A 22,445-nucleotide genomic window follows, 5' to 3' on the forward strand; every position below is an offset into this window, starting at 1 on the left:
CTCTGGCACTTCATGGAACAGGCGATGCAGCAATACGAAAGCGGCACCGAGCGTGGGCTGATCTACGGCTACGTCCTCGATGGCCACGGCGGCGGCCGGCAGATTTCCCGCAGCGAACTGCCGCTGCTGGACCTCAAGCCCGAGGAAAGCCTCTGGGTGCACTGGGACCGCGGCGTCCCCGAGGCGCAGTCCTGGCTGCGCGACTCCAGCGGGTTGAACGAGTTCACCTGCGACCTCCTGCTGGAGGAGGCGACCCGCCCGCGCCTGCTGGACCTGGGCGCCGAGCGCCTGCTGCTGTTCCTGCGCGGCGTCAACCTCAACCCCGGCGCGGTGCCCGAGGACATGGTCTCGCTGCGGGTGTTCGCCGAGAAGCAGCGGGTGATCTCCCTGCGCCTGCGCCCGCTCAAGGCGGTGGCCGACCTGCGCCAGGACCTGGCCGCCGGGCGCGGCCCGAAGAACGCCTCGGAGCTGGTGCTGAGCCTGGCGCACTACCTCACCGACCGCATCGACACCCTGATCGGCGGCCTGGCCGACGAACTCGACGCCATGGAGGAGGCCATCGAGGAAGACGAGCGCAACGTGCCCGACCAGGCCGAGCTGCGCGCCCTGCGCCGGCGCTCCGCGGGCCTGCGGCGCTACCTGGCGCCGCAGCGCGACATCTACTCGCAGCTCACGCGGATCAAGCTGTCCTGGACGCTGGGCGACGACGCCGACTACTGGAACGAGCTGTACAACCGCCTGACGCGCAACCTCGAGGAACTGGAGCTGGTGCGCGAGCGCATCTCGCTGATCCAGGAGGCCGAGCACCGGCGGATCACCGAGCGGATGAACAAGACCATGTACATTCTTGGTATCATCACCGGCTTTTTCCTGCCCATGAGTTTCGTGGCCGGGCTTCTGGGCATCAACGTAGGCGGGATTCCGGGCTCCAGCGCGCCGCACGGCTTCGCCATGGCCTGCCTGCTGATGGCCGTGATCGCCGCGACCCAGTGGTGGATCTTCCGCCGCCTGCGCTGGCTCTGATGTGACTTGTGGGGGTGTGGCTGCGTCAAGGCAGCACACGAAGGAGAGCTGTGCATGCACGATCCGTTCGAAGAATCCTTGCGCAACCTGCTGCGCATGCCGGACCAGGAGCCGGAGGAAGACGCGCGCCTGGGTCGCGTGCTGAAGACCGCCAACCGCCAGGTCGGCGCCGGCGACCTGTTCAGCCTCATGGGCCACTGGCTGCAAGCCCTGAGCCTGGGCGTGAGCCGCGGCGCCGCCCACCTTGCGCCGGTGTCCCGGCGCCCGCAGAATTCCGCCCCTTCCGCTGACAAGGCCGACTGAAGATGCAATTCGATATCTGGACGCAAAGCCTGCTCACCGCCATGAACACCCTGTGGGGCAAGCTCGCCGGGTTCATCCCGAACCTGCTCGGCGCCCTGGTGGTGGTGCTGCTGGGCTTCGTCGTGGCCAAGCTGCTCGACGCCCTGCTGTCCAAGCTGCTGGCCAAGCTCGGCCTGGACCGCCTGATGGGCGGCACCGGCCTGACCAAGCTGATGGCCCGCATCGGCATCCAGGTGCCGGTCTCGACCCTGGTGGGCAAGATCGTCTACTGGTTCGTGCTGCTGGTGTTCCTGGTCTCCGCCGCCGAATCCCTGGGCCTGCAGCGCGTCTCCGCCACCCTCGACGTGCTCGCCCTGTACCTGCCCAAGGTGTTCGGCGCGGCCCTGGTGCTGATCGTCGGCGTGCTCCTGGCGCAGTTGCTCAACAGCGTGGTGCGCGGCGCCGCCGAGGGCGTCGGCCTGGAATACGCCGGCGGCCTGGGGCGCGTGGCCCAGTGGCTGGTGATCATCATCAGCATCTCGGTGGCCGTCGGCCAGCTCGAGGTCAAGACCGACCTGCTCAACTACATCATCGCCATCGTGCTGATCACCGTCGGCCTCGCCGCCGCCCTGGCCCTGGGCCTGGGCAGCCGGGAGATCGCCGGGCAGATCATCGCCGGTATCTACGTGCGCGAGCTGTACCAGGTCGGGCAAGAGGTGAAAGTGGACGATGTCGAAGGCATCATCGAAGAAATCGGCACCATCAAGACTATTCTGATGACCGATGAGGGCGAGTTGGTGTCCATTGCCAACCGCGTGCTCCTCGAGCGCCGTGTGACCAGCCGCTGAGATGATCCCGTGCAACGCCGACGCCGCTTCGCGTAAGCCGCGTCGGCGGCCGACATGACCTGGCCCGAACCCGACTTGAACAAGCCGCAACCATTGTCCCAGCGCTACGACCCGCGCCAGCTGACCGACGAGGAGCTGGTGGAGCGCGCCCATGACGAGCTGTTCCACGTCACCCGGGCGTACGAGGAGCTGATGCGCCGATACCAGCGCACGCTGTTCAACGTCTGCGCGCGCTATCTGGGCAACGATCGGGATGCCGACGACGTGTGCCAGGAAGTGATGCTCAAGGTGCTGTATGGATTGAAGAACTTCGAGGGCAAATCGAAGTTCAAAACTTGGTTGTACAGCATCACTTACAACGAGTGCATAACCCAATATCGCAAGGAAAGACGAAAGCGCCGGCTGCTCGATGCGCTGAGCCTGGACCCGCTCGAGGAGGCTTCCGAGGAGAAGGCGCCGAAGGTCGAGGAGCGAGGCGGCCTGGACCGATGGCTGGTACATGTCAATCCCATCGATCGGGAAATTCTGGTGCTACGATTTGTCGCAGAGCTTGAATTCCAGGAGATCGCCGACATCATGCACATGGGCCTGAGTGCGACCAAGATGCGATACAAGCGTGCACTGGATCGGCTGCGCGAAAAGTTTTCGGGCATATCCGAAACATAGTTGGGTAAATGTTGTCTCTCTAATTCGCAAGTTCTGATAAACTTGCCCGCAAGTTGTATGGCCTGCCTTTTGTCGGCGGTCATCGGCTTACTGACCACCAAGATGGGGATTTAACGGATGAAACTGAAGAACACCCTGGGCGTCGTGATCGGCTCCATGATCGCTGCTTCCGCCGTGAATGCTTTCGCTCAAGGCCAAGGCGCAGTCGAAGCCGAAGCCTTCGGCAAGCGCTACTTCACTGACAGCACCCGCAACATGAAGAACGGGGACCTCTACGGCGGTTCCGTCGGCTACTTCCTGACCGACGACGTCGAGCTGGCGCTCTCCTACGGTGAATACCACGACATTCGTGGCACCTACGAGTCCGGCAACAAGAAGGTCCATGGCAACCTGGCTTCCCTGGATGCCATCTACCACTTCGGTACCCCGGGTGTCGGCCTGCGTCCGTACGTTTCCGCCGGCATCGGTCACCAGAGCCTGACCAACGTCAACAGCGAGAACGGCGGCCGTCAGAACCTGACCATGGCCAACATCGGCGCCGGCCTGAAGTACTACTTCACCGAGAACTTCTTCGCCAAGGCCAGCCTCGACGGCCAGTACGGCCTGGAGAAGCGCGACAACGGTCACCAGGGCGAGTGGATGGCTGGCGTCGGCGTCGGCATGAACTTCGGTGGCGGCGCCAAGCCGGCCCCGGCTCCGGAGCCGGTCGCTGAAGTCTGCTCCGACGAAGACCACGACGGCGTCTGCGACAACGTCGACAAGTGCCCGAACACCCCGGCCAACGTCACCGTTGACGCCAACGGCTGCCCGGCCGTCGCTGAAGTCGTCCGCGTCCAGCTGGACGTCAAGTTCGACTTCGACAAGTCCAAGGTCAAAGAGAACAGCTACGCTGACATCAAGAACCTGGCTGACTTCATGAAGCAGTACCCGTCCACCTCCACCACCGTTGAAGGCCACACCGACTCCGTCGGCACCGACGCCTACAACCAGAAACTGTCCGAGCGTCGTGCCAACGCCGTTCGTGACGTGCTGGTCAACGAGTACGGTGTGGAAGGCGGTCGCGTGAACGCCGTTGGTTATGGTGAGAGCCGTCCGGTTGCTGACAACAGCACCGCTGAAGGCCGCGCCGTCAACCGTCGCGTAGAAGCCGAAGTGGAAGCCCAGGCCAAGCAGCAGTAATTGGTCTGAGTTCCAGGAAAAACCCGGCTTCGGCCGGGTTTTTCTTTGCCTGCGAAAAAGTCTGTTCAGGTGCTTGGGAGAGGGCTTCGTTTGTGGTTCTTGGCTCTGTGCTCCCATCTCCCCATCGTCATTCCCGCGGACGCGGGACGCGGCTTCATCGCGAACAGCCCTTGCGCTGGCCCGAGGGGGAATAACCCAGAGACGTCTTGTTTGGGTGTAGCGCGCCGCACCGAGTGCGTTGATGTTTCTCGTTTCGCCCCCTCGGGCGAGTCCCTTTTGTCAAACGCCACAAAAGGAACCAAAAAGGCTTGCCCCGACATACGGGCCCGATGGAGCCGGGCTACCCTCACGAACTCCCCCGCCACGGAGGCCCGCCCCGAGGGTACGTCCCTGTAGCCCATCGGGGCTCTCGCGACATCCATGTCGCATGACCTCCTGAGCGCCGGTTTCGCTCGGCCTTCTGAAGGGGCGTTCCGGTGCGCTCGGGTATTTCTCTGGAAGTCCAAAAGCCAGAGCGAATGCGCTTTGGCTTTTCGTAGGAGCGAGCTTGCTCGCGAACCCAGGGTTCGCGTTCTCGGGAATGACGGGAGGAGGTAGGTGTTCCGGGATGACTCCAAACTCCCCACCCACTCCGAACGGCCCCCTCTCCCTTCAGGGCGGGGCGCGCAGCCGAGGGTTGGGGAGAGGGCGCTCTAGAACCCGGCACCGACGCCACCGGGAAACTCCGTTCGCGAGCAAGCTCGCTCCTACAATCATGATGGCATCGGCGCACCGGCCAACGGCGTATAACCGCGAACGGTTATACGCCCTACGTTCCCGCGCAGGAGCAACGGGGGGAGTGAGGAGTATCAGGACGACTCCAAACTCCCCACCCACTCCGAACGGCCCCCTCTCCCTCCGGGAGAGGGCTGGGGTGAGGGTGCTCTTGAACCCAGCACCTAAGCCACCGGGAAACCCCATTCGCGAGCAAGCTCGCTCCTACAGCCCTGATGGCATCGGTGCATCGGCCAACGGCGGATAACCGCGAACGGTTATCCGCCCTACGTCTCGGAACAGTCGTTCAGGCGCTGCGCGCCAGCTCCAGCGCGGCCTCGGCGGCCACCTCGCCGATCACCAGAATGGCCGGGCTGCGCAGGCCGAAGGCGGTGGCGTCGTCGAGCATTGCACCCAGAGTGCTGCGGCATTCGCGCTGCCGGGGCAGCGAGGCGTTTTCGATCATCGCCACCGGCATGCCCCGGCGCATGCCGCCCGCCAGCAGGCCGTCGCGGACTTCCGCCAGGCGCGCCACGCCCATGTAGACCACCAGGGTGGTGCCGGACTGGGCCAGCGCCGGCCAGTTCGGTTCGCTGTCGTCCTGGGTGTGTGCGGTTACCAAAGTGACGCCGCGGCTGATGCCGCGCAGGGTCAGGGGTATGCCGCAGGAGGTGGCGGCGGCCAGCCCGGCGGTGATGCCGTTGACCATCTCGCAGGCGATGCCGCGGGCCTCCAGCCAGGCCGCTTCCTCGCCGCCACGGCCGAAGATGCACGGATCGCCGCCTTTCAGGCGCACCACGCTGAAGCCCTGGCGGGCGTAGCGCAGCATCAGGCGCTGGATGAAGTCCTGGGGCGTGGAGCGGCAGCCGCCGCGCTTGCCCACGCGCACCACCCGGGCACCGGGGCAGTGCTCCAGCAGCTGCGGGTTGACCAGGTCGTCGAGCAGCACCACCTGCGCGCCGGACAGGGCGCGCACGGCCTTCAGCGTCAGCAGCTCCGGGTCGCCGGGACCGGCGCCGACCAGCCAGACTTTTCCACTCATCTTCTCTCTCCTCAGGCGTTGGCGGCGAGGGCGCCGGCTTCGCTGGCCAGCAACCGCCGTATTTCGGGAACACAGGAACCGCATTGGCTGCCGCAGCCCAGTTCGCGCTTCAGGCCGTCCAGGTCCAGGCCCCGTGCGATGCCTTCGCGCACCTGGCTCAGGCGCACGTTCCTGCAGTTGCACAGGGTCTTGTCGCTGGCCGCGGCGACCTGCGCGCCGGGCGGGGCGAGCAGTTTGCGGCGCAGGTCGGCGTCGCTTTCGCCGGACAGCCACAGCGCCTTGAGCCAGTCGCTGGCGATGCCGCTGCCGGCCAGGCGCAGGCCGGCGATGCGGCCGTCTTCCAGGCGCACCCGCTTGCCCTGGACGCGGCGCGGGTCGTCGTAGGCCAGCACCGGGCCGTCGAGCAGGTCGAGCAGCCCATCGACCTGCTGCAGCCAGGCGGCGTCCGGCGCCGCGCTGGCGGCGGCGCGCACCTGCAGGGCAGGGCGCTCGCGGCCGGCCAGGGTGAAGCTGGCGTAGTCCTGGCCGTCGAACAGCGGGCGCAGCGCCTCGAAACGTTGCTGCAGGTCGCCCTCGACCAGCGCGTAGAACCGCCAGGGCAGCGTCACGGCGGCGACTTCCACGGCGGCGTGCTTGAGTTCCGGCTGCCGCGACAGCGGGTCGAAGGCCGGCAGGGTCAGGGCGTTCACCCCCAGGCCCTTGAGGAAACGTTCGCCCCAGTGCATGGGCAGGAAGGCCTGGCCGGGCAGCAGGCCGTCGTCGGCTTGCACCGGCAGCACCAGGCTGCCGCGGCGGCTGCTCAGGCGCACCAGCTGGCCGTCTTCCAGGCGCCGCCGGCGCAGTTCCGCCGGGTGCAGGCCCAGGCAGGCTTCCTCGACGTGGCCGAAGGCGCTGGCGGCGGTGCCGGTGCGCGTCATGCCGTGCCACTGGTCGCGCAGCCGGCCGGTGTTGAGGATCAGCGGGAAGCGCGCCTCGCGGCGTTCCTTCGGCGCGCGGTAGGCTTCGGCGATGAAGCGGGCGCGGCCGTTGTCGGTGGCGAAGTTGCCGTCGGCGTAGAGGCGCTTCAGCCCCTGGCTGGCGCCCTCGGGCAACGGCCATTGCTGCGGGCCGCGCGCATCCAGCAGGGCGTAGCTGATGCCGCCCAGGTCGAGGTCGCGGCCTTGGGTGAGCGGGCGGTATTCGTCGAACAGCGCCTGGGGATGGGCGAAGTCGAACAGGCTCGGCCGGCCGGGGCGCAGGCGGTGTTCCAGGCGGCGGGCGAAGTCGCAGGCGATGGACCAGTCGGCGCGGGCTTCGCCGGGGGCCGGCACGGCGCGGCGCACGTGGCTGACGCGGCGTTCGGAGTTGGTCACGGTGCCTTCCTTCTCGCCCCAGCTGGCGGCCGGCAGCAGCAGGTCGGCGTAGCGGCAGGTCTCGCTGGTGGCGAAGGCTTCCTGCACCACCACGAAGGGGCAGGCTGCGAGCGCTTCGCGTACCCGCGCCTGGTCCGGCAGGGATTGCGCGGGGTTGGTGCAGGCGATCCACAGCGCCTTGATGCGCCCGTCGCGCACTGCGTCGAAAAGCTCGATGGCGGTCAGTCCGGGCTGCTCCGGCAGCGCTTCGACGCCCCAGTACCGCGCGACTTCGGCGCGGTGCGCGGCATCGCCGGCGTCGCGGTGGCCGGGCAGCAGGTTGGCCAGGCTGCCGGTCTCGCGGCCGCCCATGGCGTTGGGCTGGCCGGTGAGGGAGAAGGGCCCGGCGCCGGGACGGCCGATCTGTCCGGTGGCCAGGTGCAGGTTGATCAGCGCGCTGTTCTTGGCGCTGCCGGCGCTGGACTGGTTCAGGCCCATGCACCACAGCGAGAGGAAGCTCGGCGCATGGCCGATCCACTGCGCGCAGCGTTGCAGGTCCTCCACGGCGATGCCGCAGATTTCCGCCACTGCCACCGGGCCGTAGTCGCGCACCAGGTTCTTCAGCTCGTCGAAGCCCTGGGTGTGGGCCTCGATGTAGGCGCGGTCCACCCAGCCTTCCCAGAGCAGCAGGTGGAGGATGCCGTGGAACAGCGCCACGTCGGTGCCGGGCTGGATCGCCAGGTGCAGGTCGGCCAGCTCGCAGGTGTCGGTGCGCCGCGGGTCGATGACGATCACCTTCATCTGCGGCCGCGCGGCCCTGGCCGCCTCCAGCCGGCGGAACAGCACCGGATGGGCGTAGGCCATGTTGCTGCCGGCGATCAGCACGCAGTCGCTCTGCTCCAGGTCCTCGTAGCAGCAGGGCGGGGCGTCGGCGCCGAGGCTGCGCTTGTAGCCGACCACCGCCGAGGACATGCACAGCCGCGAGTTGCTGTCGATGTTGTTGCTGCCGACCAGGGCGCGGGCCAGCTTGTTGAAGGCGTAGTAGTCCTCGGTCAGCAGCTGCCCGGAGACGTAGAAGGCCACGCTGTCCGGGCCGTGCTCGCGGATCGTCTCGGCGAACACCCCGGCGGCGTGCTCCAGGGCGCTGTCCCAGTCCACCCGGCTGCGCGCCAGCTGCTTGCCCAGGCGCAGCTCGGGATGCAGCGCGCGGGCGGCCAGGTCGCCGGTCAGGTGCAGGCTGGAACCCTTGCTGCACAGGCGCCCGAGGTTGGCCGGGTGGTCCGGGTCGCCGCGCACGCCGAGGATGCGCTCGCCGTCGTGCTCGATCAGGACGCCGCAACCCACGCCGCAATAGCAGCAGGTGCTGGCGGTGACTTGGCGTTCGCTCATGGGGCTCTCCCGTGTCGCGGCCGCCTCAGGCGCAGGCGGCCAGGTCTTTCAGGGCCAGCAGCACGCGGCCGTTCTCCACCTTCACCGGGTGGCGGTGGGCGCAGCCGACGTCCGGGGCCACGGCGTTGCCGCTGTCCAGCTCGATCTGCCAGTTGTGCAGCGGGCAGGCCACCCGCTTGCCGAAGATCAGGCCCTGGGACAGCGGCCCGCCCTTGTGCGGGCAGCGGTCGTCGAGGGCGAAGACTTCGTCGTCGGCGGTGCGGAACAGGGCGATGTCGCCACGGGGCGCGGCGATCACGCGCGAGCCCAGCGGCTGGATGTCTTCCAGGGCGCAGATGTCTTGCCAGTTCATGGTGTGTTCTCCCAGGCCGGTCAGGCGCTTTCCAGTTGCACGAGCGGGATGCGTTCGAATTCCTGCTTCAGCCGTGGCTGCTCGATGCGCTGTTGCCACGGGTCCTGCTCCAGCGACAGGGCGTACTGCAGGCGGGCGTTGAGCGCCTTGCGGTTCTCCGCGTCCTCCAGTACGGCTTTCTTGATGTGCTCCATGCCCACGCGCTGCAGGTAGTGCACGGTGCGCTCCAGGTAGAAGGCTTCCTCGCGGTAGAGCTGGAGGAAGGCGCCGCTGTACTCGCGCACTTCGTCCGAGGTCTTGAGCTTGACGAAGAACTCCGCCACCTCGGTCTTGATCCCGCCGTTGCCGCCGATGTACAGCTCCCAGCCGGAGTCGACGCCGATGATGCCGATGTCCTTGATGCCGGCCTCGGCGCAGTTGCGCGGGCAGCCGGAGACGGCGAGCTTGACCTTGTGCGGCGACCACATGTTGAACAGGTCGTGCTCCAGGTCGATGCCCAGCTGCGTCGAGTTCTGCGTGCCGAAGCGGCAGAATTCGCTGCCCACGCAGGTCTTCACGGTGCGGATGGACTTGCCGTAGGCGTGCCCGGAGGGCATGTCGAGGTCTTTCCAGATCGCCGGCAGGTCTTCCTTCTTCACCCCCAGCAGGTCGATGCGCTGGCCGCCGGTGACCTTGACCATGGGCACGTTGTATTTGTCGGCGACGTCGGCGATGCGCCGCAGCTCGGCCGGGTTGGTCACGCCGCCCCACATGCGCGGCACCACCGAGTAGGTGCCGTCCTTCTGGATGTTGGCGTGGGCGCGTTCGTTGATCAGGCGCGACTGCGCGTCGTCCTTCGCCTCGCCCGGCCAGGTGGAGATCAGGTAGTAGTTCAGCGCCGGGCGGCAGGTGGCGCAGCCGTTGGGTGTGCTCCAGTCCATGAAGCGCATGGCCTCGGCCATGGAGGTCAGGTGGTGTTCGCGGATGGCCTTGCGCACCTGGCCGTGGTTGAGTTCGCTGCAGCCGCAGATGGCCTTCTCGCTCTTGGGCTTGACGTCCGCCGCGCCGCCCACGGTGCTGATCAGGATCTGCTCCACCAGGCCGGCGCAGGAGCCGCAACTGCTGGCCGCCTTGGTGTGCTTCTTCACCTCGTCGACGCTGAACAGGCCGTTCTCCTGGATGGCCTTGACGATGGTGCCCTTGCACACGCCGTTGCAGCCGCACACCTCGGCGCTGTCGGGCATGCTCGCGGCGCTGCTCTGGCCCTGGTGGCCGGCGTCGCCCAGGCTGCTTTCGCCGAACATCAGGTGGTCGCGGATCTGCGCCACGTTGTGGTTCTCGCGGATCTGCCGGAAGTACCAGCCGCCGTCGGCGGTGTCGCCGTACAGGCAGGCGCCGACCAGCACGTCGTCCTTGATCACCAGCTTCTTGTAGACGCCGCCGATGGGGTCGGAGAGGGTGATGGTCTCGGTGCCTTCGCCGCCCATGAAGTCGCCGGCGGAGAACAGGTCGATGCCGGTGACTTTGAGCTTGGTGGAGACCACCGAGCCCTTGTAGCTGGCGAAGCCGAACTGGGCCAGGTGGTTGGCGCAGACCTTGGCCTGCTCGAACAGCGGCGCCACCAGGCCGTAGGCGATGCCGCGGTGGCTGGCGCATTCGCCGATGGCGTAGATGCGCGGGTCGTAGGTCTGCAGGGTGTCGTTGACCAGGATGCCGCGGTTGCAGGGGATGCCGGATTTTTCCGCCAGCTCGGTGTTGGGACGGATGCCGGCGGCCATCACCACCAGGTCGGCGGCCACCACGTCGCCGTCCTTGAATTGCACGGCGCAGACGCGGCCGTCGCCGTTGTCCACCAGCTCGTCGGTGACGGTGTTCAGGCGGAAGCGGATGCCGCGCGCCTCCAGGGCCGATTGCAGCAGCTTGCCGGCGGTGCGGTCGAGCTGGCGCTCCAGCAGCCAGTCGGCGAGGTGCACCACGGTGACGTCCATGCCGCGCTGCTTGAGGCCGTTGGCCGCTTCCAGGCCGAGCAGGCCGCCGCCGATGACCACCGCGTGGCTGTGGCTTTTCGCGGTGTCGATCATGGCCTGGGTGTCGGCGATGTCGCGGTAGCCGATCACGCCCTCCAGGCGGTTGCCCGGCACCGGCAGGATGAAGGGGTTGGAGCCGGTGGCGATCACCAGGCGGTCGTACTCGGCCTCGCTGCCGTCGGCGGCGTAGACCTTGCGCAGGCGGCGGTCGAGCTTCACCACCTTGCGGTCGAGCAGCAGGCGGATGCCGTTGTCGGCGTACCAGTTGAGGTCGTTGAGGACGATGTCCTCGAAGGTCTGCTCCCCGGCCAGCACCGGCGAGAGCAGGATGCGGTTGTAGTTGGGGTGGGGCTCGGCGCCGAACACGGTGATCTCGTAGAGGTCCGGGGCGATCTTCAGCAGTTCCTCGAGGGTGCGGATGCCGGCCATGCCGTTGCCGATCAGGACGAGCTTGAGCTTCTTCATGCAAGGGCTCCTGGTATCACGGAAAACAAAAAAGGCGTCCCGCCGGTTGCCCGGCGAGGACGCCTTTGTCCAAGTCCCGATCGATCGGGAAGTGCGAGCCTCTTCGTTGAGGGACGCGCTTTTGTAGATTGTTGCCAGTGCTCTTGCAGGTGCCGTGCCAGGTCGTCGGAGCGCGGATTCAGCGGGGTTTCGCGGTGCTGCCGGGGTTTTCCTGCACCGTGATGAGGCGGGCGGGTTCGAACTGGTGCGCGCTCAGTGGCGCAGCAGCCAGGCCAGCAACGCCAGGTTGAACAGCAGCGAGGCCAGCGCCAGGCCGCGCCAGAAGCGCAGCGGCTCGCGTTCCAGCAGCGGCCGCGGGCGGCTGGCCAGGCCGGCCTGGCGTTCGCCCTGTTCCAGCTCCAGCAGGGCTTGCTCGGCGGTCTCGAAGCGCTGCGCCGGGTCGGCGGCCACGGCGCGCAGCAGCCAGGCGTCGAGCCAGGCCGGCAGGTCGGGGCGGTAGCGGCTGGCCGGCGTCGGGCTGCCGAAGCGCGGGTGCTGGAAGGCTTCGATTTCGCCGTAGGGGTAGCGTTCGCAGAGCAGGCGGTAGAGGGTGACGCCGGCGGCGTAGAGGTCCTGGCGCGGCTCCGGGGCGGCGCCCTGGAAGCTTTCCGGGGCCAGGTAGGAGGGCGTGCCGGGCAACTGGTGGGCTTCGTCGCCGGACAGGCCCGGGCAGTAGGCCAGGCCGAAGTCCAGCAGGCGCAGCTCGCCGTCCTCGCCCAGGTGCAGGTTCTCCGGCTTGACGTCGCGGTGCAGGATGTTGCGCCGGTGCAGCTGGCCGAGGGCATGCAACAGGCGCGGCGCCAGGGATTGCCATTGGGCCAGCGGCAGGGGGCCCTGGCGCAGGCGTTCGGCCAGGGTCTGCCCGGGGTATTCGCGCATCACGTAGTACAGGTGCTGGCGCTGCGGCAGGCCGTGCAGTTCGGGGAAGTGGCGGCCCTGCACGCGGCGCAGGAACCATTCCTCCAGCAGCAGGGCCTGGCTGGCTTGTGGCTCCTCGTGCAGCGCCGGCGGCAGCGTCTTCAGCAGCCAGGGGCGTTGCTGGGCGTCGCGCACGCGGTAGATCAGCGATTGCCGCGACTGCGCCAGGCGGCCTTCGACCTGCCAGCCCTCGAACATCTGGCCGTGGCGCAGTTCCGGCGGCAGCGGCCAGTGCTCCAGTTGCGCCAGGGTGTCGCCCAGGCCGCTGGCGGGCAGGGCGTCGATGCGCACCAGCAGGGCGCTGGCGTTGTCCTGGCTGCCGGCCAGGTGCGCGGCCTTGACCAGGGCTTCGGCGGCGCCCCGCGGTTCGCGGGCGTCGGCAAGGATGCGGCGGATGCCGGCATCGCCCAGGGTGGCCCAGACGCCGTCGCTGGCCAGCAGGAAGCTCTCGCCGTCCTGCAGCTCGCCGTCGCGGTAGTCCACCACCAGGTGCTGGTCCAGGCCCAGGGCGCGCTTGAGCACGTGCTGCATGCCCGGCTGTTCCCAGACGTGGTCCTGGGTCAGGCATTCCAGCTCGCCGTCGCGCCAGCGGTACAGTCGGCAGTCGCCGACGTGGGCGAGGGTGAAGCGCCGGCCGCGCAGGACCAGCGCGGTGAGGGTGGTAAGCAGCGGCTGGCCGCCGCCGTTGGCCTGCAGCCAGCGGTTCTGCGAGAGCAGCAGGCGGTCCAGGGCCTGGGCGATGGCCCAAGTCTCCGGGGTGGCGTAGTAGTCGCTGGCCAGCGCCTGCACGGTCAGGCGCGCGGCCAGGCCGCCGTCGGCGCACTGGCTGACGCCGTCGGCCAGGGCGAACAGGTGGCCCTTGCTGGCGGCCAGGTCGGCGGGTGGGGTGACCACCCGCAGGGCATCCTGGTTCTCCGTGCGCGGGCCGGTGGCGCTGGCCTGGGCGATGGTCAGTTGCAAGGTCATGGGGCTGCGTGCTCTTCGTAGGAGCGAGCTTGCTCGCGAAGGGGGTTGGGCTGCGGTGAATCAGGTTGACTCCGCGCCCTCACCCCAGCCCTCTCCCAGAGGGAGAGGGGGCCGTTCGGAGGGGGCTGGGGGACCGTCTTCATCCTTTCACCTCGTCATTCCCGATCCGCCTTTTCAACGGCGGATAACCGCGAACGGTTATTCGCCCTATGTTCCCGCGTTCGCGGATGAGGAGTATCAGGATGACTCCAAACTCCCCACTCGCTCAGGACAGCCCCCTCTCCCTTCAGGGAGAGGGTTGGGGAGAGGGCGCTCTTACACCCAGCACCTACGCCCCAGGAAGCCTTCAAACCCGCGCCGCAGTCACCGCAGCACTGCCCCAGGTGGTACGCCAGCGCCGCTTCACCCCATGCAGACCGAACCAGGCCAGTACGCCGAGGGCGGCGAACAGCCACAGGCCCAGCTGGTAGTCGCCGCTGGCCTGCTTGATGGCGCCCAGGCCCGCGGTCAGGCAGAAGCCGCCGATGCCGCCGGCCATGCCGATCAGCCCGGTCATCACCCCGATGCTCTGGCGGAAGCGCTGCGGCACCAACTGGAACACCGCGCCGTTGCCGGCGCCCAGGCTGAGCATGGCGGCCACGAACAGGCCGAGGGCGGCCACCGCGTTGGGCAGGTGGAAGCCGACCGCGGCGATGCACACCGAGGCCACCGTGTACATCGCCAGCAGGCTGCGGATGCCGCCGATGCGGTCGGCCAGGGCGCCGCCCAGCGGGCGCATCAGGCTGCCGGCGAAGACGCAGGCGGCGGTGTAGTAGCCGGCGGTGACCGGGTCCAGGCCGTACTGGTCGTGGAAGTAGCCGGGCAGGGTGGCGGCCAGGCCGAGGAAGCCGCCGAAGGTCACGCTGTAGAAGAACATGAACCACCAGCTGTCGCGGTCGCCCAGGGCCTTGAGGTAGTCGCCCAGGGATTTCGGCGCCGGCCGCTCGGGGGCGTTGCGGGCGAGCAGGGCGAACACCACCAGGGTCAGTAGCAGTGGGATCAGGGCGAAGCCGAAGACGTTCTGCCAGCCGAAGGCCGCCGCCAGCACCGGGGCGAACAGGGCGGCGAACACGGTGCCGGAATTGCCCGCGCCGGCGATGCCCATGGCCTTGCCCTGGTGCTGCGGCGGGTACCACTGCGAGGCCAGCGGCAGGGCCACGGCGAAGGAGGCGCCGGCCATGCCCAGCAGCACGCCGAACAGCAGCGCCTGCTCCAGGTTGTGGATGCCCAGGCTCCAGGCCCCGGCGAGGCTGGCGATGACGATCACCTGGCCGAACAGGCCGGCGCGCTTGGGCGACCAGCGGTCGGCCAGCAGGCCCATGACGAAGCGCAGCAGCGCGCCGGAGAGGATCGGCGTTGCGACCATCAGGGCGCGCTGCTGGGTGGTCAGCTGCAGGTCGGCGGCGATCTGCACGGCCAGCGGGCCGAGCAGGTACCAGACCATGAAGCTCAGGTCGAAGTAGAGGAAGGCGGCGAACAGCGTCGGCGCGTGGCCGGCTTTCCAGAAGCTGGTGTTCATGGAGGGTACCTCGTCAGCAACGGTAGAGGGGTTCGTGGCGCCGCCGTCAGCGGCGGTCGCGCGTCTCGTTCAGGTCCCGCACACCCCTGCGCCGGGGTGAAACGAAAAAGGCGCCGCTCCGCGCGCTACCCCGGTGGGCAGGTGCGGATGCGACGCCTTTGTCGTGTGAATGGGGGATCGCCGTTGATCGCCACCGCAGGTGCCACAGCAAGGGCCGGGCCAACCGCGCAGGTGACGTGGAATCGGCTACCTGGCCGGCCGAACCGGCCCCGGGGCGAACCAGAAAGGGGCGCCGGGGCGGGCCCGGTGCCCGCCGATGGGGCGCTTCAGTCCACCCGGTTGACCGCCGGGAAGGCCGCCTTCATGGCCTCGGGCATGGGCACCACCTTGCGCTGGCGGTAGTCGAAGAACACGAAGCCGGACTTGGCCATGGCCACCAGGGTGGCGTCGGCCGGGCGGGTGATGCGGAAGATGATGTCGCCGCCGTACCTGTTGAAGTCCATCACGCCCACCTCGAACAGCAGGCGGTCGCGGGCGTGGGCCTCGGCGCGGTAGGTGGTGGCCAGGTCGGTGACGATGATACCGACGCCGTCCGCGCCGACGCCCTCGCTGATGCCGAAGTCGAACAGGAAGCGCGCGCGGGCCTCGGAGATCATCGAGATCATGGAGTCGTTGCCCAGGTGGCGGGCGCCGTTGATGTCGGTGACGCGGACGGTCAGCTGGGTCTGGTAGCAGAACAGTTCCTCGGGGAACTGCAGGTCGAGGCGGGCCATGGGTACCTTGCGCGAAGCGGTGGAAGAGGGGGCCGATTCTAGGCCCTGGCGGCCCGCCCGGGCAGCCTGCCGGCGGGCGATTTCAGCGGTGGGCGATGTTGATGTGGTAGAAGGTCACCCGCGCGCCCTCGTCGCTGGGGCCGTAGTTGTCGGCGATGTAGGCGCCGGCCTTGAAATACAGCAGCTGTTTCGACCAGGTGCTGCTGAGCGCCTTGCTGTAGTAGTTCTCCGCGCCGTCGGCGCTGCGCGCGCGGATGCCCAGGTTGCCCGAGGAGGTGACGCGCAGGCTGTAGGTGACGCGCTCGCCCAGCTGCACGCCGTTGAGCAGGGGCACGTTGACCACCGCGGAGTCGTCGGGGTGGTTGCGCACCAGGGCCTCGATGCGCCCGCTCTCCTGGCCGGGGATGTAGTGGTACTGCAGCTTGACCAGCGGCTCGCCGTCGTTGCTGTAGGGCGACTTGCTGTGGATCTGGCCGATGATCACCTTGTTCTTCGACGGCACCTGTTCCACCGTCAGGGTGGCGCGCAGCTCGTTGTCGGCGGCGCGGTAGTACCAGTTGTAGATGGAGCCGTCGGGCAGCGTCTCGCGCAGTTCGCTGCGCGGGAAGACGCTGTCGGAGGTGTGCGAGCCGGTGACCGGCACCCAGAAGGTCATCCGCGCGCTGTTGCGGGTGAAGAAGTGGCTCTGGTAGCCGCGGGCGATCTGCTGGGTGGTGACCTCGGTGGGCCTGGGGTCGGTGGGAACGCTGAGGTTCCAGGTACTGATGTCGAGCATGGGTGCCTCTGCTGGGCCGGCGTGCCGGCGCTGACGGGTGGGCGTCCGGGGGCCTGGCCAGGCGCGCCCACTGCGGGCTTCCGCGCAGGCGGCGGAAGCGGGTCCTGGCCCCGCCATGGCGGCGGGGCGGCGGCAGCATAGGCCGCTTCGCTCGCGGGCTGGGCCAGCAGTGGCGCTGGCGCGATGATCGCGCGGTGCCGCCGCTGGCCAGTGGCCGCGGCTCAGTGGCCCAGCATCTCGTGCATCGCGATGATCTGCTCGGCCACCTGCACCAGCTTCTGCTGGCGGCTCATGGCCTGGCGGCGCATCAGGGTGTAGGCCTCTTCCTCGGGGCAGCCCTTCATCTTCATCAGCAGCCCCTTGGCCAGCTCGATGCGCTTGCGTTCCACCAGCTGCTGCTCGCGGGCCTGCAGTTGGGCGCGCAGGGCCTGGTCGCTCTCGAAGCGGGCCATGGCCACTTCGAGGATCGGCTGCAGGCGCTCGGCCTGGATGCCTTCGACGATGTAGGCGCTGACCCCCGAGCGGATGGCCTGGCGCATCACCTGGGGGTCGTGCTCGTCGGTGAACAGGACGATGGGGCGGGGCTGGTCGCGGCTCACCAGCACCACCTGCTCCAGCACGTCGCGGCCGGGCGAGGCGCTGTCGATGAGGATCACGTCCGGGTGCAGGGCCTGGACCCGCGCCGGCAGGTCGACGCTCAGGCCGGATTCGTCGAGCACTTCGAAACCGGCCTCGACCAGTGCGGCGCGCAGGCGCCCGACCTTGCTGGCGGTGTCGTTGATCAGCAGGATGCGCAGCATCTTCGCAGCTCCCTCAGGCGTCGTTCAGGGCGTGCAGGGCGAAGCCGCGGGCGTAGCCGGCGGGGTCCGTGCCGTCCCAGGGCTTGCCGTCGAGCAGCGTCGAACTGCGCAGGCCGCGCTCGTCCACGGCGATGCCCAGGGCCTGGGCGGCTTCGCGGTACAGCGCCTGCTGCTGCACCTGCCCGGCCACGGCGAGGTAGTCCGGCTCACCGCGCAGCAGGCCCCAGCGGCGGAACTGGGTGATGAACCACAGGCCGTCGGACAGCCAGGGCTGGTTGGCCCGCCCGGCGTCGTGGAAGCGTAGCGGGTGGGCGTCCTTCCAGGCGTGGCCGAGGCCGTCCTGGTAGTGGCCGAGCAGGCGCGGCTCGATGCTCGCCAGGGGCGCGTCGAGGTAGTCGCTGCCGCTGATCAGCTGGGCGGTGCCACGCAGGTTCGCCTCGCTGGCCTCGATGAAGCGGCTGGCGTCGAGCAGGGCCATGACCAGGGCGCGGGCGGCGTTGGGGCACTCCTCGACGAAGGCGCGGGTGGCGCCGAGGACCTTTTCCGGGTGGTCCGGCCAGATGGACTGGCTGGTGGCGACGGTGAAGCCCATGCCTTCGTCGATGGCCAGGGCGCCCCAGGGCCCGCCGGCGCAGAAGCCGTCGATGCGCCCGGCGCGCAGGTGCTCGACCATCTGCGCCGGCGGCACCACCAGGGTGTCGACGTCGCGCAGCGGGTGGATGCCCAGGCTGGCCAGCCAGTAGTAGAGCCACAGGGCGTGGGTGCCGGTGGGGAAGGTGTGCGCCAGGGTCAGCCGCGCGCCCTGGCCCAGGACCAGCCGGCGCAGGGCATCGGTACTGGTCACGCCGTCGCGCTGCAGGGCGGCGGAGAGGTTGATCGCCTGGCCGTTCCGGCACAGGCCCATGAGCACCGCCATGTCGCTGGCCGGCACCCCGCCGATGCCCAGCTGCACGCCGTAGACCAGCCCGTACAGGCAGTGGGCGGCATCCAGCTGGCCACCGAGCAGGCCGTCGCGGAGCATGGCCCAGGAGCCCTGGCGGTGCAGGTTGAGCGTCAGCCCGTAGGGCTGGGCGAAGCCCTGGGTGGCCGCGACTATCAGCGAGGCGGCGTCGCTCAGGGCCATGAAGCCCAGGTCGAGCACGCTCTTTTCTGGTGCATCGGAGCCCGCGACCCAGGCCAGTGGGTGCAGTTTGGCGGTCATGTCGGTCATCGCTACCTCGGGGCAAAAAGGCGCCGCTTCGCCCCGCGCCAGGCGGGCGGGCGAAGGAACGCCGGTGTCGGTGGACGACCCGCCGTTGGGCCGTGCCGCAGAAGCTCTAGCAAGGGCAGTGCCAGGGGCAAGGACAGCGCCAGGCGACCGCCAGGGCATAAAGAAGCCCCGCCGGACGGCGGGGCTGGGAGGCAGGGAGCAATCCTCGAGAGGCTACAACTGGCACGGGCTCCGTCGCGGATATCGGCAGGGCCTGTATTCCACCTTAGCCACCCGGCCGCGGGGCGCAATGTTCAATAGGTACTAGGCCCAAAGTCCTAGATGGCACCTGGCCACGCCTTTTCGCGGGGCGTGGCGGTGGCCGCTCAGCGCGCCTGGATCTGCTCTATCCACGGCTCCAGGCGCTGGCCGAAGGCCACCTCGGCGCCGAAGGGCTGCGGTTGCTCCTGGGCCGCGCGCTGTTCGGCGCGCGGGGCCAGGCCCTCCAGTTCGTCGTGCCAGCGCTGCGGCACGTTGAGCGCGCGCACGCCCTCGGTGCTGGCGCTGCCGCCCAGGGCCCAGGCGCGGTTGCGGTACAGCGAGATGGGCCGCACCTGGCCGTGGACGATGGCGTAGTGCTGGCGGTCCGGGTACTGCTGGCGCAGGGCCTGCAGGTCGGTGCCGGCGTCGGCCAGGAACAGCCGGCTGGCGCGCTGTTCCTCGTTGTCCAGGGCGCTGCGCTGGAAGTCGCGTTCGCTCTTCAGGTGCACGTCGTCGGGGCTGGCGGCCAGGCGTTTTTCCGCCTGGGCCAGGCGCTCGCGGGCCAGGGCCAGCTCGCGCTGGTACAGCGGGCCGTCCAGCTCCAGCACCAGTAGGGCGTCGCGGGCCTGCTGGCGGTCGAAGGCCAGGGCGCTGTCGCGGTCGACCTTGTCCGGCACCCGGAAGCCCAGCGCGCGCATGGTCTCCAGCGGGATGCGCGGGGCCCAGGCGGCATTGGCCTCGTCGCCGGGGATGCGCCACAGCAGGCGCAGGCTCACGCCGCTGTTCTCGCGGTGCCAGTCGCTGTTGCGCTGCAGCTCGCGCTCGCTGAGGCTCAGGCGGCTGTCCGGCTCGCCGCTGCGGTTCCAGGCCGCGGCGCCGAGGGCGGCGGCGTTGCTCAGCAGGATCAGGCCCAGCCCCAGCAGCAGGCCGTGGTTGCGGGTGATGTTCATCACAGGCGTCCTCCCAGCAGGCCGTGGGCGTTGCGCAGGTAGCGCAGGAACAGCAGGATCAGCACCGCCGCCACGCCCAGGGCGAGGAAGAACAGGTACTTGGGCAGCACCTCCCACCACCAGTCGTAGAACTTGGTGAAGAGGAAGATGACGAAGAACGCCAGCCCCGTGTTGACCACCTCCGGCCACTCGCGGTGCGCGCCCAGCCAGATGGCCGCGGCGGCGCAGACGAAGCCGAGCACCTGGTACAGCCCCTCGATGCGGTGCGGCGCGAAGGGCAGGTAGCTGCCGTTGCCCCAGTTGGCCAGCACCAGCATGGGCACGAACAGCGCCAGCAGGCCGAACACCCGGTACAGCGCGGCGAAGCCGTCGAAGCGGCGCTGCTCGAATACCAGCGGCACCAGGAACACCAGCACGGCGGCGGGGAAGAAGTTCTCCGGGCGCTCGCCCGCGTCCAGCCAGTAGACGCCGCCCCAGGTGCCGAAGCGCGCGGCGACGAAGCCCATCAGGCAGAGCAGCCCGGCGCCCAGCAGCAGCCGCGCGTCGCACAGGTAGGCCAGCAGCAGGGCGTAGGCCGCCCAGGGCAGCAGGGCGCGCTCGGACGGGGTGATGTTGAAGATCTGCCCGAGCATGCTGATGTTCAGCACCAGCGCGGCGAAGGCCAGCATGGCCGCCAGCTTGGCGAAGTAGCCGGAAGCGTCGCGGCGTTGCAGCCAGAAGGTGGCCAGCAGGGTGATCACCGAGGCGCCGACGAGGATGCCCACCTGCACGGCTTCGCCGAACAGGCCCCAGAACTGGTAGAAGAGGAAGAACAGGCTGGCGGCCAGGGCCAGCGCGCCGAGGAAGGAGGCGATGCGCATGCCCAGGGACAGGCGGCTGTCCTGGCTGTCGCGGTTGATGTCGAACCGCTCGCGGTATTCGTCCAGCAGGCGCAGATGGTGCGCCTGCAGGCCCTCGCGCTGGGCCGCGTCCAGGCTTAGCGCGCCTTCCTCGCCCAGGCGCTGCAGCTCGCGGGTGAAGGCGTGGATGTCATCGACGCGCTGCTGGGCGTCGTGATGGCTGAGCGTGGGCATGGCGCACCTCGTAGGAGCAACTGTCTTGCCGACTTCACCGAAGCGCTTTTCGTAGGATGGGTTGAGCGAAGCGATACCCATCATCACGGCAGCATGGGTTTCGCAGGCTCAACCCATCCTACGAGTGCGTTCATCCGGTGGAGTGGGGCCGGTCACCTTTCCACTCTAGCGACTCCCGCGGCGGCTCTCCACTGCGGCGCTCAGCCGCGGCCGGGCCGGGCGCGCCAGTCGAAAGTCGGTGTCGGCCGGCGCGCACCCCACGGCAGACTGCGCGGACCATCCACCCCATCGGAGTCGCCCATGTCGCACCTGCTGTCCTTCGCCAAGGGCGCGCTGGCCATGTTCTGGCTGGCCGCCACGGTCAACCTGCTGTACCCGTTCGGCGAGCTGTACCGCCCGTTGCTGTCGCTCTCGGTCGTGCTGCTGGCGGTGCACGCCGGCGAGGTGCTGCTGCTGGGCCGGCGCCTGAAGGCGCGTCGGCAACCCTGGCTGGAACGCCTGCAGGTGCTGTTCTTCGGCGTGCTGCACCTGCCCGCGCTGCGGGTAAATCCGTGATTTACATAAGCTTTACCCTGTAGCCGGGCACCGCCGCCGGGGCGCCGGGTCTGATCCTACAAGCCGCTGATTCGAAGCGGATGCCGATCAGGAGTTAGCCATGCGTCGCCTTCTCGTTGCCCTGCTGTTGTTCCTGCCGCTGTCCGGCTGCGTGGTCTACGAACACGACCACGGCGGCTGGCGCGGCGGCCATCGCTACTACGCGCCTCCGCCGCCGCCGGTGCGCTACGCCCCGGCCCCCGGCTACTACTGGCATCGCTGATGCCCCTGCTGATGGCACCTTCGGGTGCCGTCAGTCGTTCTGCGCCGGGCCTTCGACGCCCTGGCCGTCGACCTGCAGCAATAGCTCGACGAACGCCTGCGCCGCCGGCGACAGGCTGCGGCTGGCGTGGCGCACCAGGCCGTAGGCCGAGCCGCGCAGCGCGGCGTCGCCGGCCTGGCGCGGCCAGGGCAGGGTGGCCAGGCGCCCGGCGGCGACGTCGGCGGCCACCACGTCGGCCACCGCCAGGCACAGCACGTCGCTGCCGCGCACCAGTTCCTTGAGCATCAGTACGTCGTCGCACTGCACGTCCAGCGGTTGCTCGCGGCCCAGGCTGCGGGCCAGGCGCTGGTGGGCGTCGCGCGGCAGGCGCGGGCCGGCCAGCGGGTAGTCGCGCAGGTCGTCGATGGCCAGGCGCCCGCGCGCCAGCAGCGGGTGCCCGGGGCGGCAGAACAGCAGGCTGTCGTGCTCGCGCAGCGGCTGGATGTCCAGGCGCGGGTCGCCCTGCAACTCGCGGCAGTCGGCGACGAATAGTTCCAGCTCGTCGTCCAGCAGGCGCCGGTGCAGCAGCTGCCAGTTCTCGATGGCCAGCGCCACGCTGACCCGCGGGTGGGCCCGGCTGAAGGCCGCGAGGGTCTGCGGCAGCAGGCGCGCGGCGGGGAAGGGGCCGGCGCCCAGGCGCAGTTCGCCGGCCTCCAGGTTGCCCAGCTGGCTCACCGCGTTGTCCAGCGCGCGGCTGCCGGCCAGCAGGCGGCGGGCGTGTTCCAGCACCAGCCGGCCGTGGGCGGTCAGGCTGATGCCGCGCGGGTTGCGGTCCAGCAGGCGGCAGTCGAGCTGGCTTTCCAGGGCCTGGATGCTGCGCGAGAGCGCCGGCTGGCTGAGGTTCACCGCTTCGGCGGCGCGGGCGAAGTGGCCGTGTTCGGCGAGGGCGACGAAATGGCGGAGCTGGCGCAGGTCGGTCATGCTTGGTTTGCATCAGGATTGGTAAAGGAA

Annotated in this window: 20 protein-coding genes; 7 read left to right on the plus strand and 13 right to left on the minus strand. The window is 69.1% G+C overall.

Annotated elements, in window-relative coordinates; translation table 11 throughout:
* The first annotated feature begins 24 nt into the window (after nucleotides 1-24).
* The 5 genes from PM1_RS10755 (at nucleotide 25) to PM1_RS10775 (ending at nucleotide 3,998) form a co-directional block, all read left to right on the plus strand.
* Nucleotides 25-1,023, plus strand: coding sequence for a zinc transporter ZntB (locus PM1_RS10755; protein WP_009618723.1), 999 nt, complete (start codon nucleotides 25-27; stop codon nucleotides 1,021-1,023).
* 54 nt (nucleotides 1,024-1,077) lie between these two features.
* The gene (locus tag PM1_RS10760; protein WP_009618725.1) at nucleotides 1,078-1,326 is read left to right on the plus strand and encodes a hypothetical protein; all 249 of its coding nucleotides are present in this window, start codon (nucleotides 1,078-1,080) and stop codon (nucleotides 1,324-1,326) included.
* 2 nt (nucleotides 1,327-1,328) lie between these two features.
* The gene (locus tag PM1_RS10765; RefSeq protein WP_009618727.1) at nucleotides 1,329-2,153 is read left to right on the plus strand and encodes a mechanosensitive ion channel family protein; all 825 of its coding nucleotides are present in this window, start codon (nucleotides 1,329-1,331) and stop codon (nucleotides 2,151-2,153) included.
* 75 nt (nucleotides 2,154-2,228) lie between these two features.
* Nucleotides 2,229-2,819: an RNA polymerase sigma factor SigX gene (gene sigX / locus PM1_RS10770; RefSeq protein WP_024128632.1), complete on the plus strand. Its 591-nt coding sequence runs from the start codon at nucleotides 2,229-2,231 to the stop codon at nucleotides 2,817-2,819.
* A gap of 117 nt (nucleotides 2,820-2,936) precedes the next feature.
* A complete protein-coding gene (locus PM1_RS10775; protein ID WP_009618731.1) occupies nucleotides 2,937-3,998 on the plus strand; it encodes an OmpA family protein in 1,062 nt (353 codons plus the stop codon).
* 1,060 nt (nucleotides 3,999-5,058) lie between these two features.
* Here the strand turns inward: PM1_RS10775 and cobA are convergent.
* The 12 genes from cobA to PM1_RS10835 all read right to left on the minus strand — a co-directional run bounded on the left by cobA (nucleotide 5,059) and on the right by PM1_RS10835 (nucleotide 20,638).
* Nucleotides 5,059-5,793, minus strand: coding sequence for a uroporphyrinogen-III C-methyltransferase (gene cobA, locus PM1_RS10780; protein ID WP_009618733.1), 735 nt, complete (start codon nucleotides 5,791-5,793; stop codon nucleotides 5,059-5,061).
* Nucleotides 5,794-5,804: 11 nt separating this feature from the next.
* On the minus strand, nucleotides 5,805-8,513 hold the full coding sequence (locus tag PM1_RS10785; protein ID WP_009618735.1) for a nitrate reductase: 2,709 nt from the start codon (nucleotides 8,511-8,513) through the stop codon (nucleotides 5,805-5,807).
* A gap of 25 nt (nucleotides 8,514-8,538) precedes the next feature.
* Nucleotides 8,539-8,865 carry a nitrite reductase small subunit NirD gene (gene nirD / locus PM1_RS10790; RefSeq protein ID WP_009618737.1) on the minus strand — a complete coding sequence of 109 codons (327 nt, stop codon included), beginning with the start codon at nucleotides 8,863-8,865 and terminating at the stop codon, nucleotides 8,539-8,541.
* A gap of 20 nt (nucleotides 8,866-8,885) precedes the next feature.
* On the minus strand, nucleotides 8,886-11,336 hold the full coding sequence (gene nirB / locus PM1_RS10795) for a nitrite reductase large subunit NirB (RefSeq protein ID WP_009618739.1): 2,451 nt from the start codon (nucleotides 11,334-11,336) through the stop codon (nucleotides 8,886-8,888).
* Between the two features lie 252 nt (nucleotides 11,337-11,588).
* Nucleotides 11,589-13,259 (minus strand): bifunctional protein-serine/threonine kinase/phosphatase, encoded by a 1,671-nt coding sequence (locus tag PM1_RS10800; RefSeq protein ID WP_009618740.1) that lies wholly within the window; start codon nucleotides 13,257-13,259, stop codon nucleotides 11,589-11,591.
* A 346-nt stretch (nucleotides 13,260-13,605) separates the two neighbouring features.
* Nucleotides 13,606-14,817: a nitrate/nitrite transporter gene (locus PM1_RS10805; protein ID WP_009618741.1), complete on the minus strand. Its 1,212-nt coding sequence runs from the start codon at nucleotides 14,815-14,817 to the stop codon at nucleotides 13,606-13,608.
* A 326-nt stretch (nucleotides 14,818-15,143) separates the two neighbouring features.
* Nucleotides 15,144-15,590 (minus strand): thioesterase family protein, encoded by a 447-nt coding sequence (locus tag PM1_RS10810; RefSeq protein WP_009618742.1) that lies wholly within the window; start codon nucleotides 15,588-15,590, stop codon nucleotides 15,144-15,146.
* A gap of 82 nt (nucleotides 15,591-15,672) precedes the next feature.
* Nucleotides 15,673-16,365: a polysaccharide lyase family 7 protein gene (locus tag PM1_RS10815; RefSeq protein WP_009618743.1), complete on the minus strand. Its 693-nt coding sequence runs from the start codon at nucleotides 16,363-16,365 to the stop codon at nucleotides 15,673-15,675.
* A gap of 221 nt (nucleotides 16,366-16,586) precedes the next feature.
* Nucleotides 16,587-17,165, minus strand: coding sequence for an ANTAR domain-containing response regulator (locus PM1_RS10820; protein WP_009618744.1), 579 nt, complete (start codon nucleotides 17,163-17,165; stop codon nucleotides 16,587-16,589).
* A 13-nt stretch (nucleotides 17,166-17,178) separates the two neighbouring features.
* Complete coding sequence (locus PM1_RS10825; RefSeq protein ID WP_009618745.1) at nucleotides 17,179-18,375, minus strand: CmpA/NrtA family ABC transporter substrate-binding protein; 1,197 nt, start codon at nucleotides 18,373-18,375, stop codon at nucleotides 17,179-17,181.
* A gap of 365 nt (nucleotides 18,376-18,740) precedes the next feature.
* Nucleotides 18,741-19,565, minus strand: coding sequence for a DUF4824 family protein (locus PM1_RS10830; RefSeq protein ID WP_009618746.1), 825 nt, complete (start codon nucleotides 19,563-19,565; stop codon nucleotides 18,741-18,743).
* The gene (locus tag PM1_RS10835; RefSeq protein WP_009618747.1) at nucleotides 19,565-20,638 is read right to left on the minus strand and encodes a DUF2157 domain-containing protein; all 1,074 of its coding nucleotides are present in this window, start codon (nucleotides 20,636-20,638) and stop codon (nucleotides 19,565-19,567) included. Before PM1_RS10835 ends, PM1_RS10830 begins: the two co-directional genes overlap by 1 nt.
* A gap of 300 nt (nucleotides 20,639-20,938) precedes the next feature.
* On the opposite strand from PM1_RS10835, the gene PM1_RS10840 reads away from it, so the two are divergent.
* Both PM1_RS10840 and PM1_RS10845 read left to right on the plus strand, forming a co-directional pair.
* Nucleotides 20,939-21,193 (plus strand): DUF1145 domain-containing protein, encoded by a 255-nt coding sequence (locus tag PM1_RS10840; protein ID WP_009618748.1) that lies wholly within the window; start codon nucleotides 20,939-20,941, stop codon nucleotides 21,191-21,193.
* 100 nt (nucleotides 21,194-21,293) lie between these two features.
* Complete coding sequence (locus tag PM1_RS10845) at nucleotides 21,294-21,455, plus strand: hypothetical protein (RefSeq protein WP_009618749.1); 162 nt, start codon at nucleotides 21,294-21,296, stop codon at nucleotides 21,453-21,455.
* A gap of 30 nt (nucleotides 21,456-21,485) precedes the next feature.
* Here the strand turns inward: PM1_RS10845 and PM1_RS10850 are convergent, their stop codons facing one another.
* Complete coding sequence (locus tag PM1_RS10850; RefSeq protein WP_009618750.1) at nucleotides 21,486-22,415, minus strand: LysR family transcriptional regulator; 930 nt, start codon at nucleotides 22,413-22,415, stop codon at nucleotides 21,486-21,488.
* Nucleotides 22,416-22,445 lie beyond the last annotated feature (30 nt).

The sequence above is a fragment of the Pseudomonas sp. M1 genome, from assembly GCF_022760135.1.
In the GTDB taxonomy this organism is placed as follows: Bacteria; Pseudomonadota; Gammaproteobacteria; order Pseudomonadales; family Pseudomonadaceae; genus Pseudomonas; species Pseudomonas citronellolis.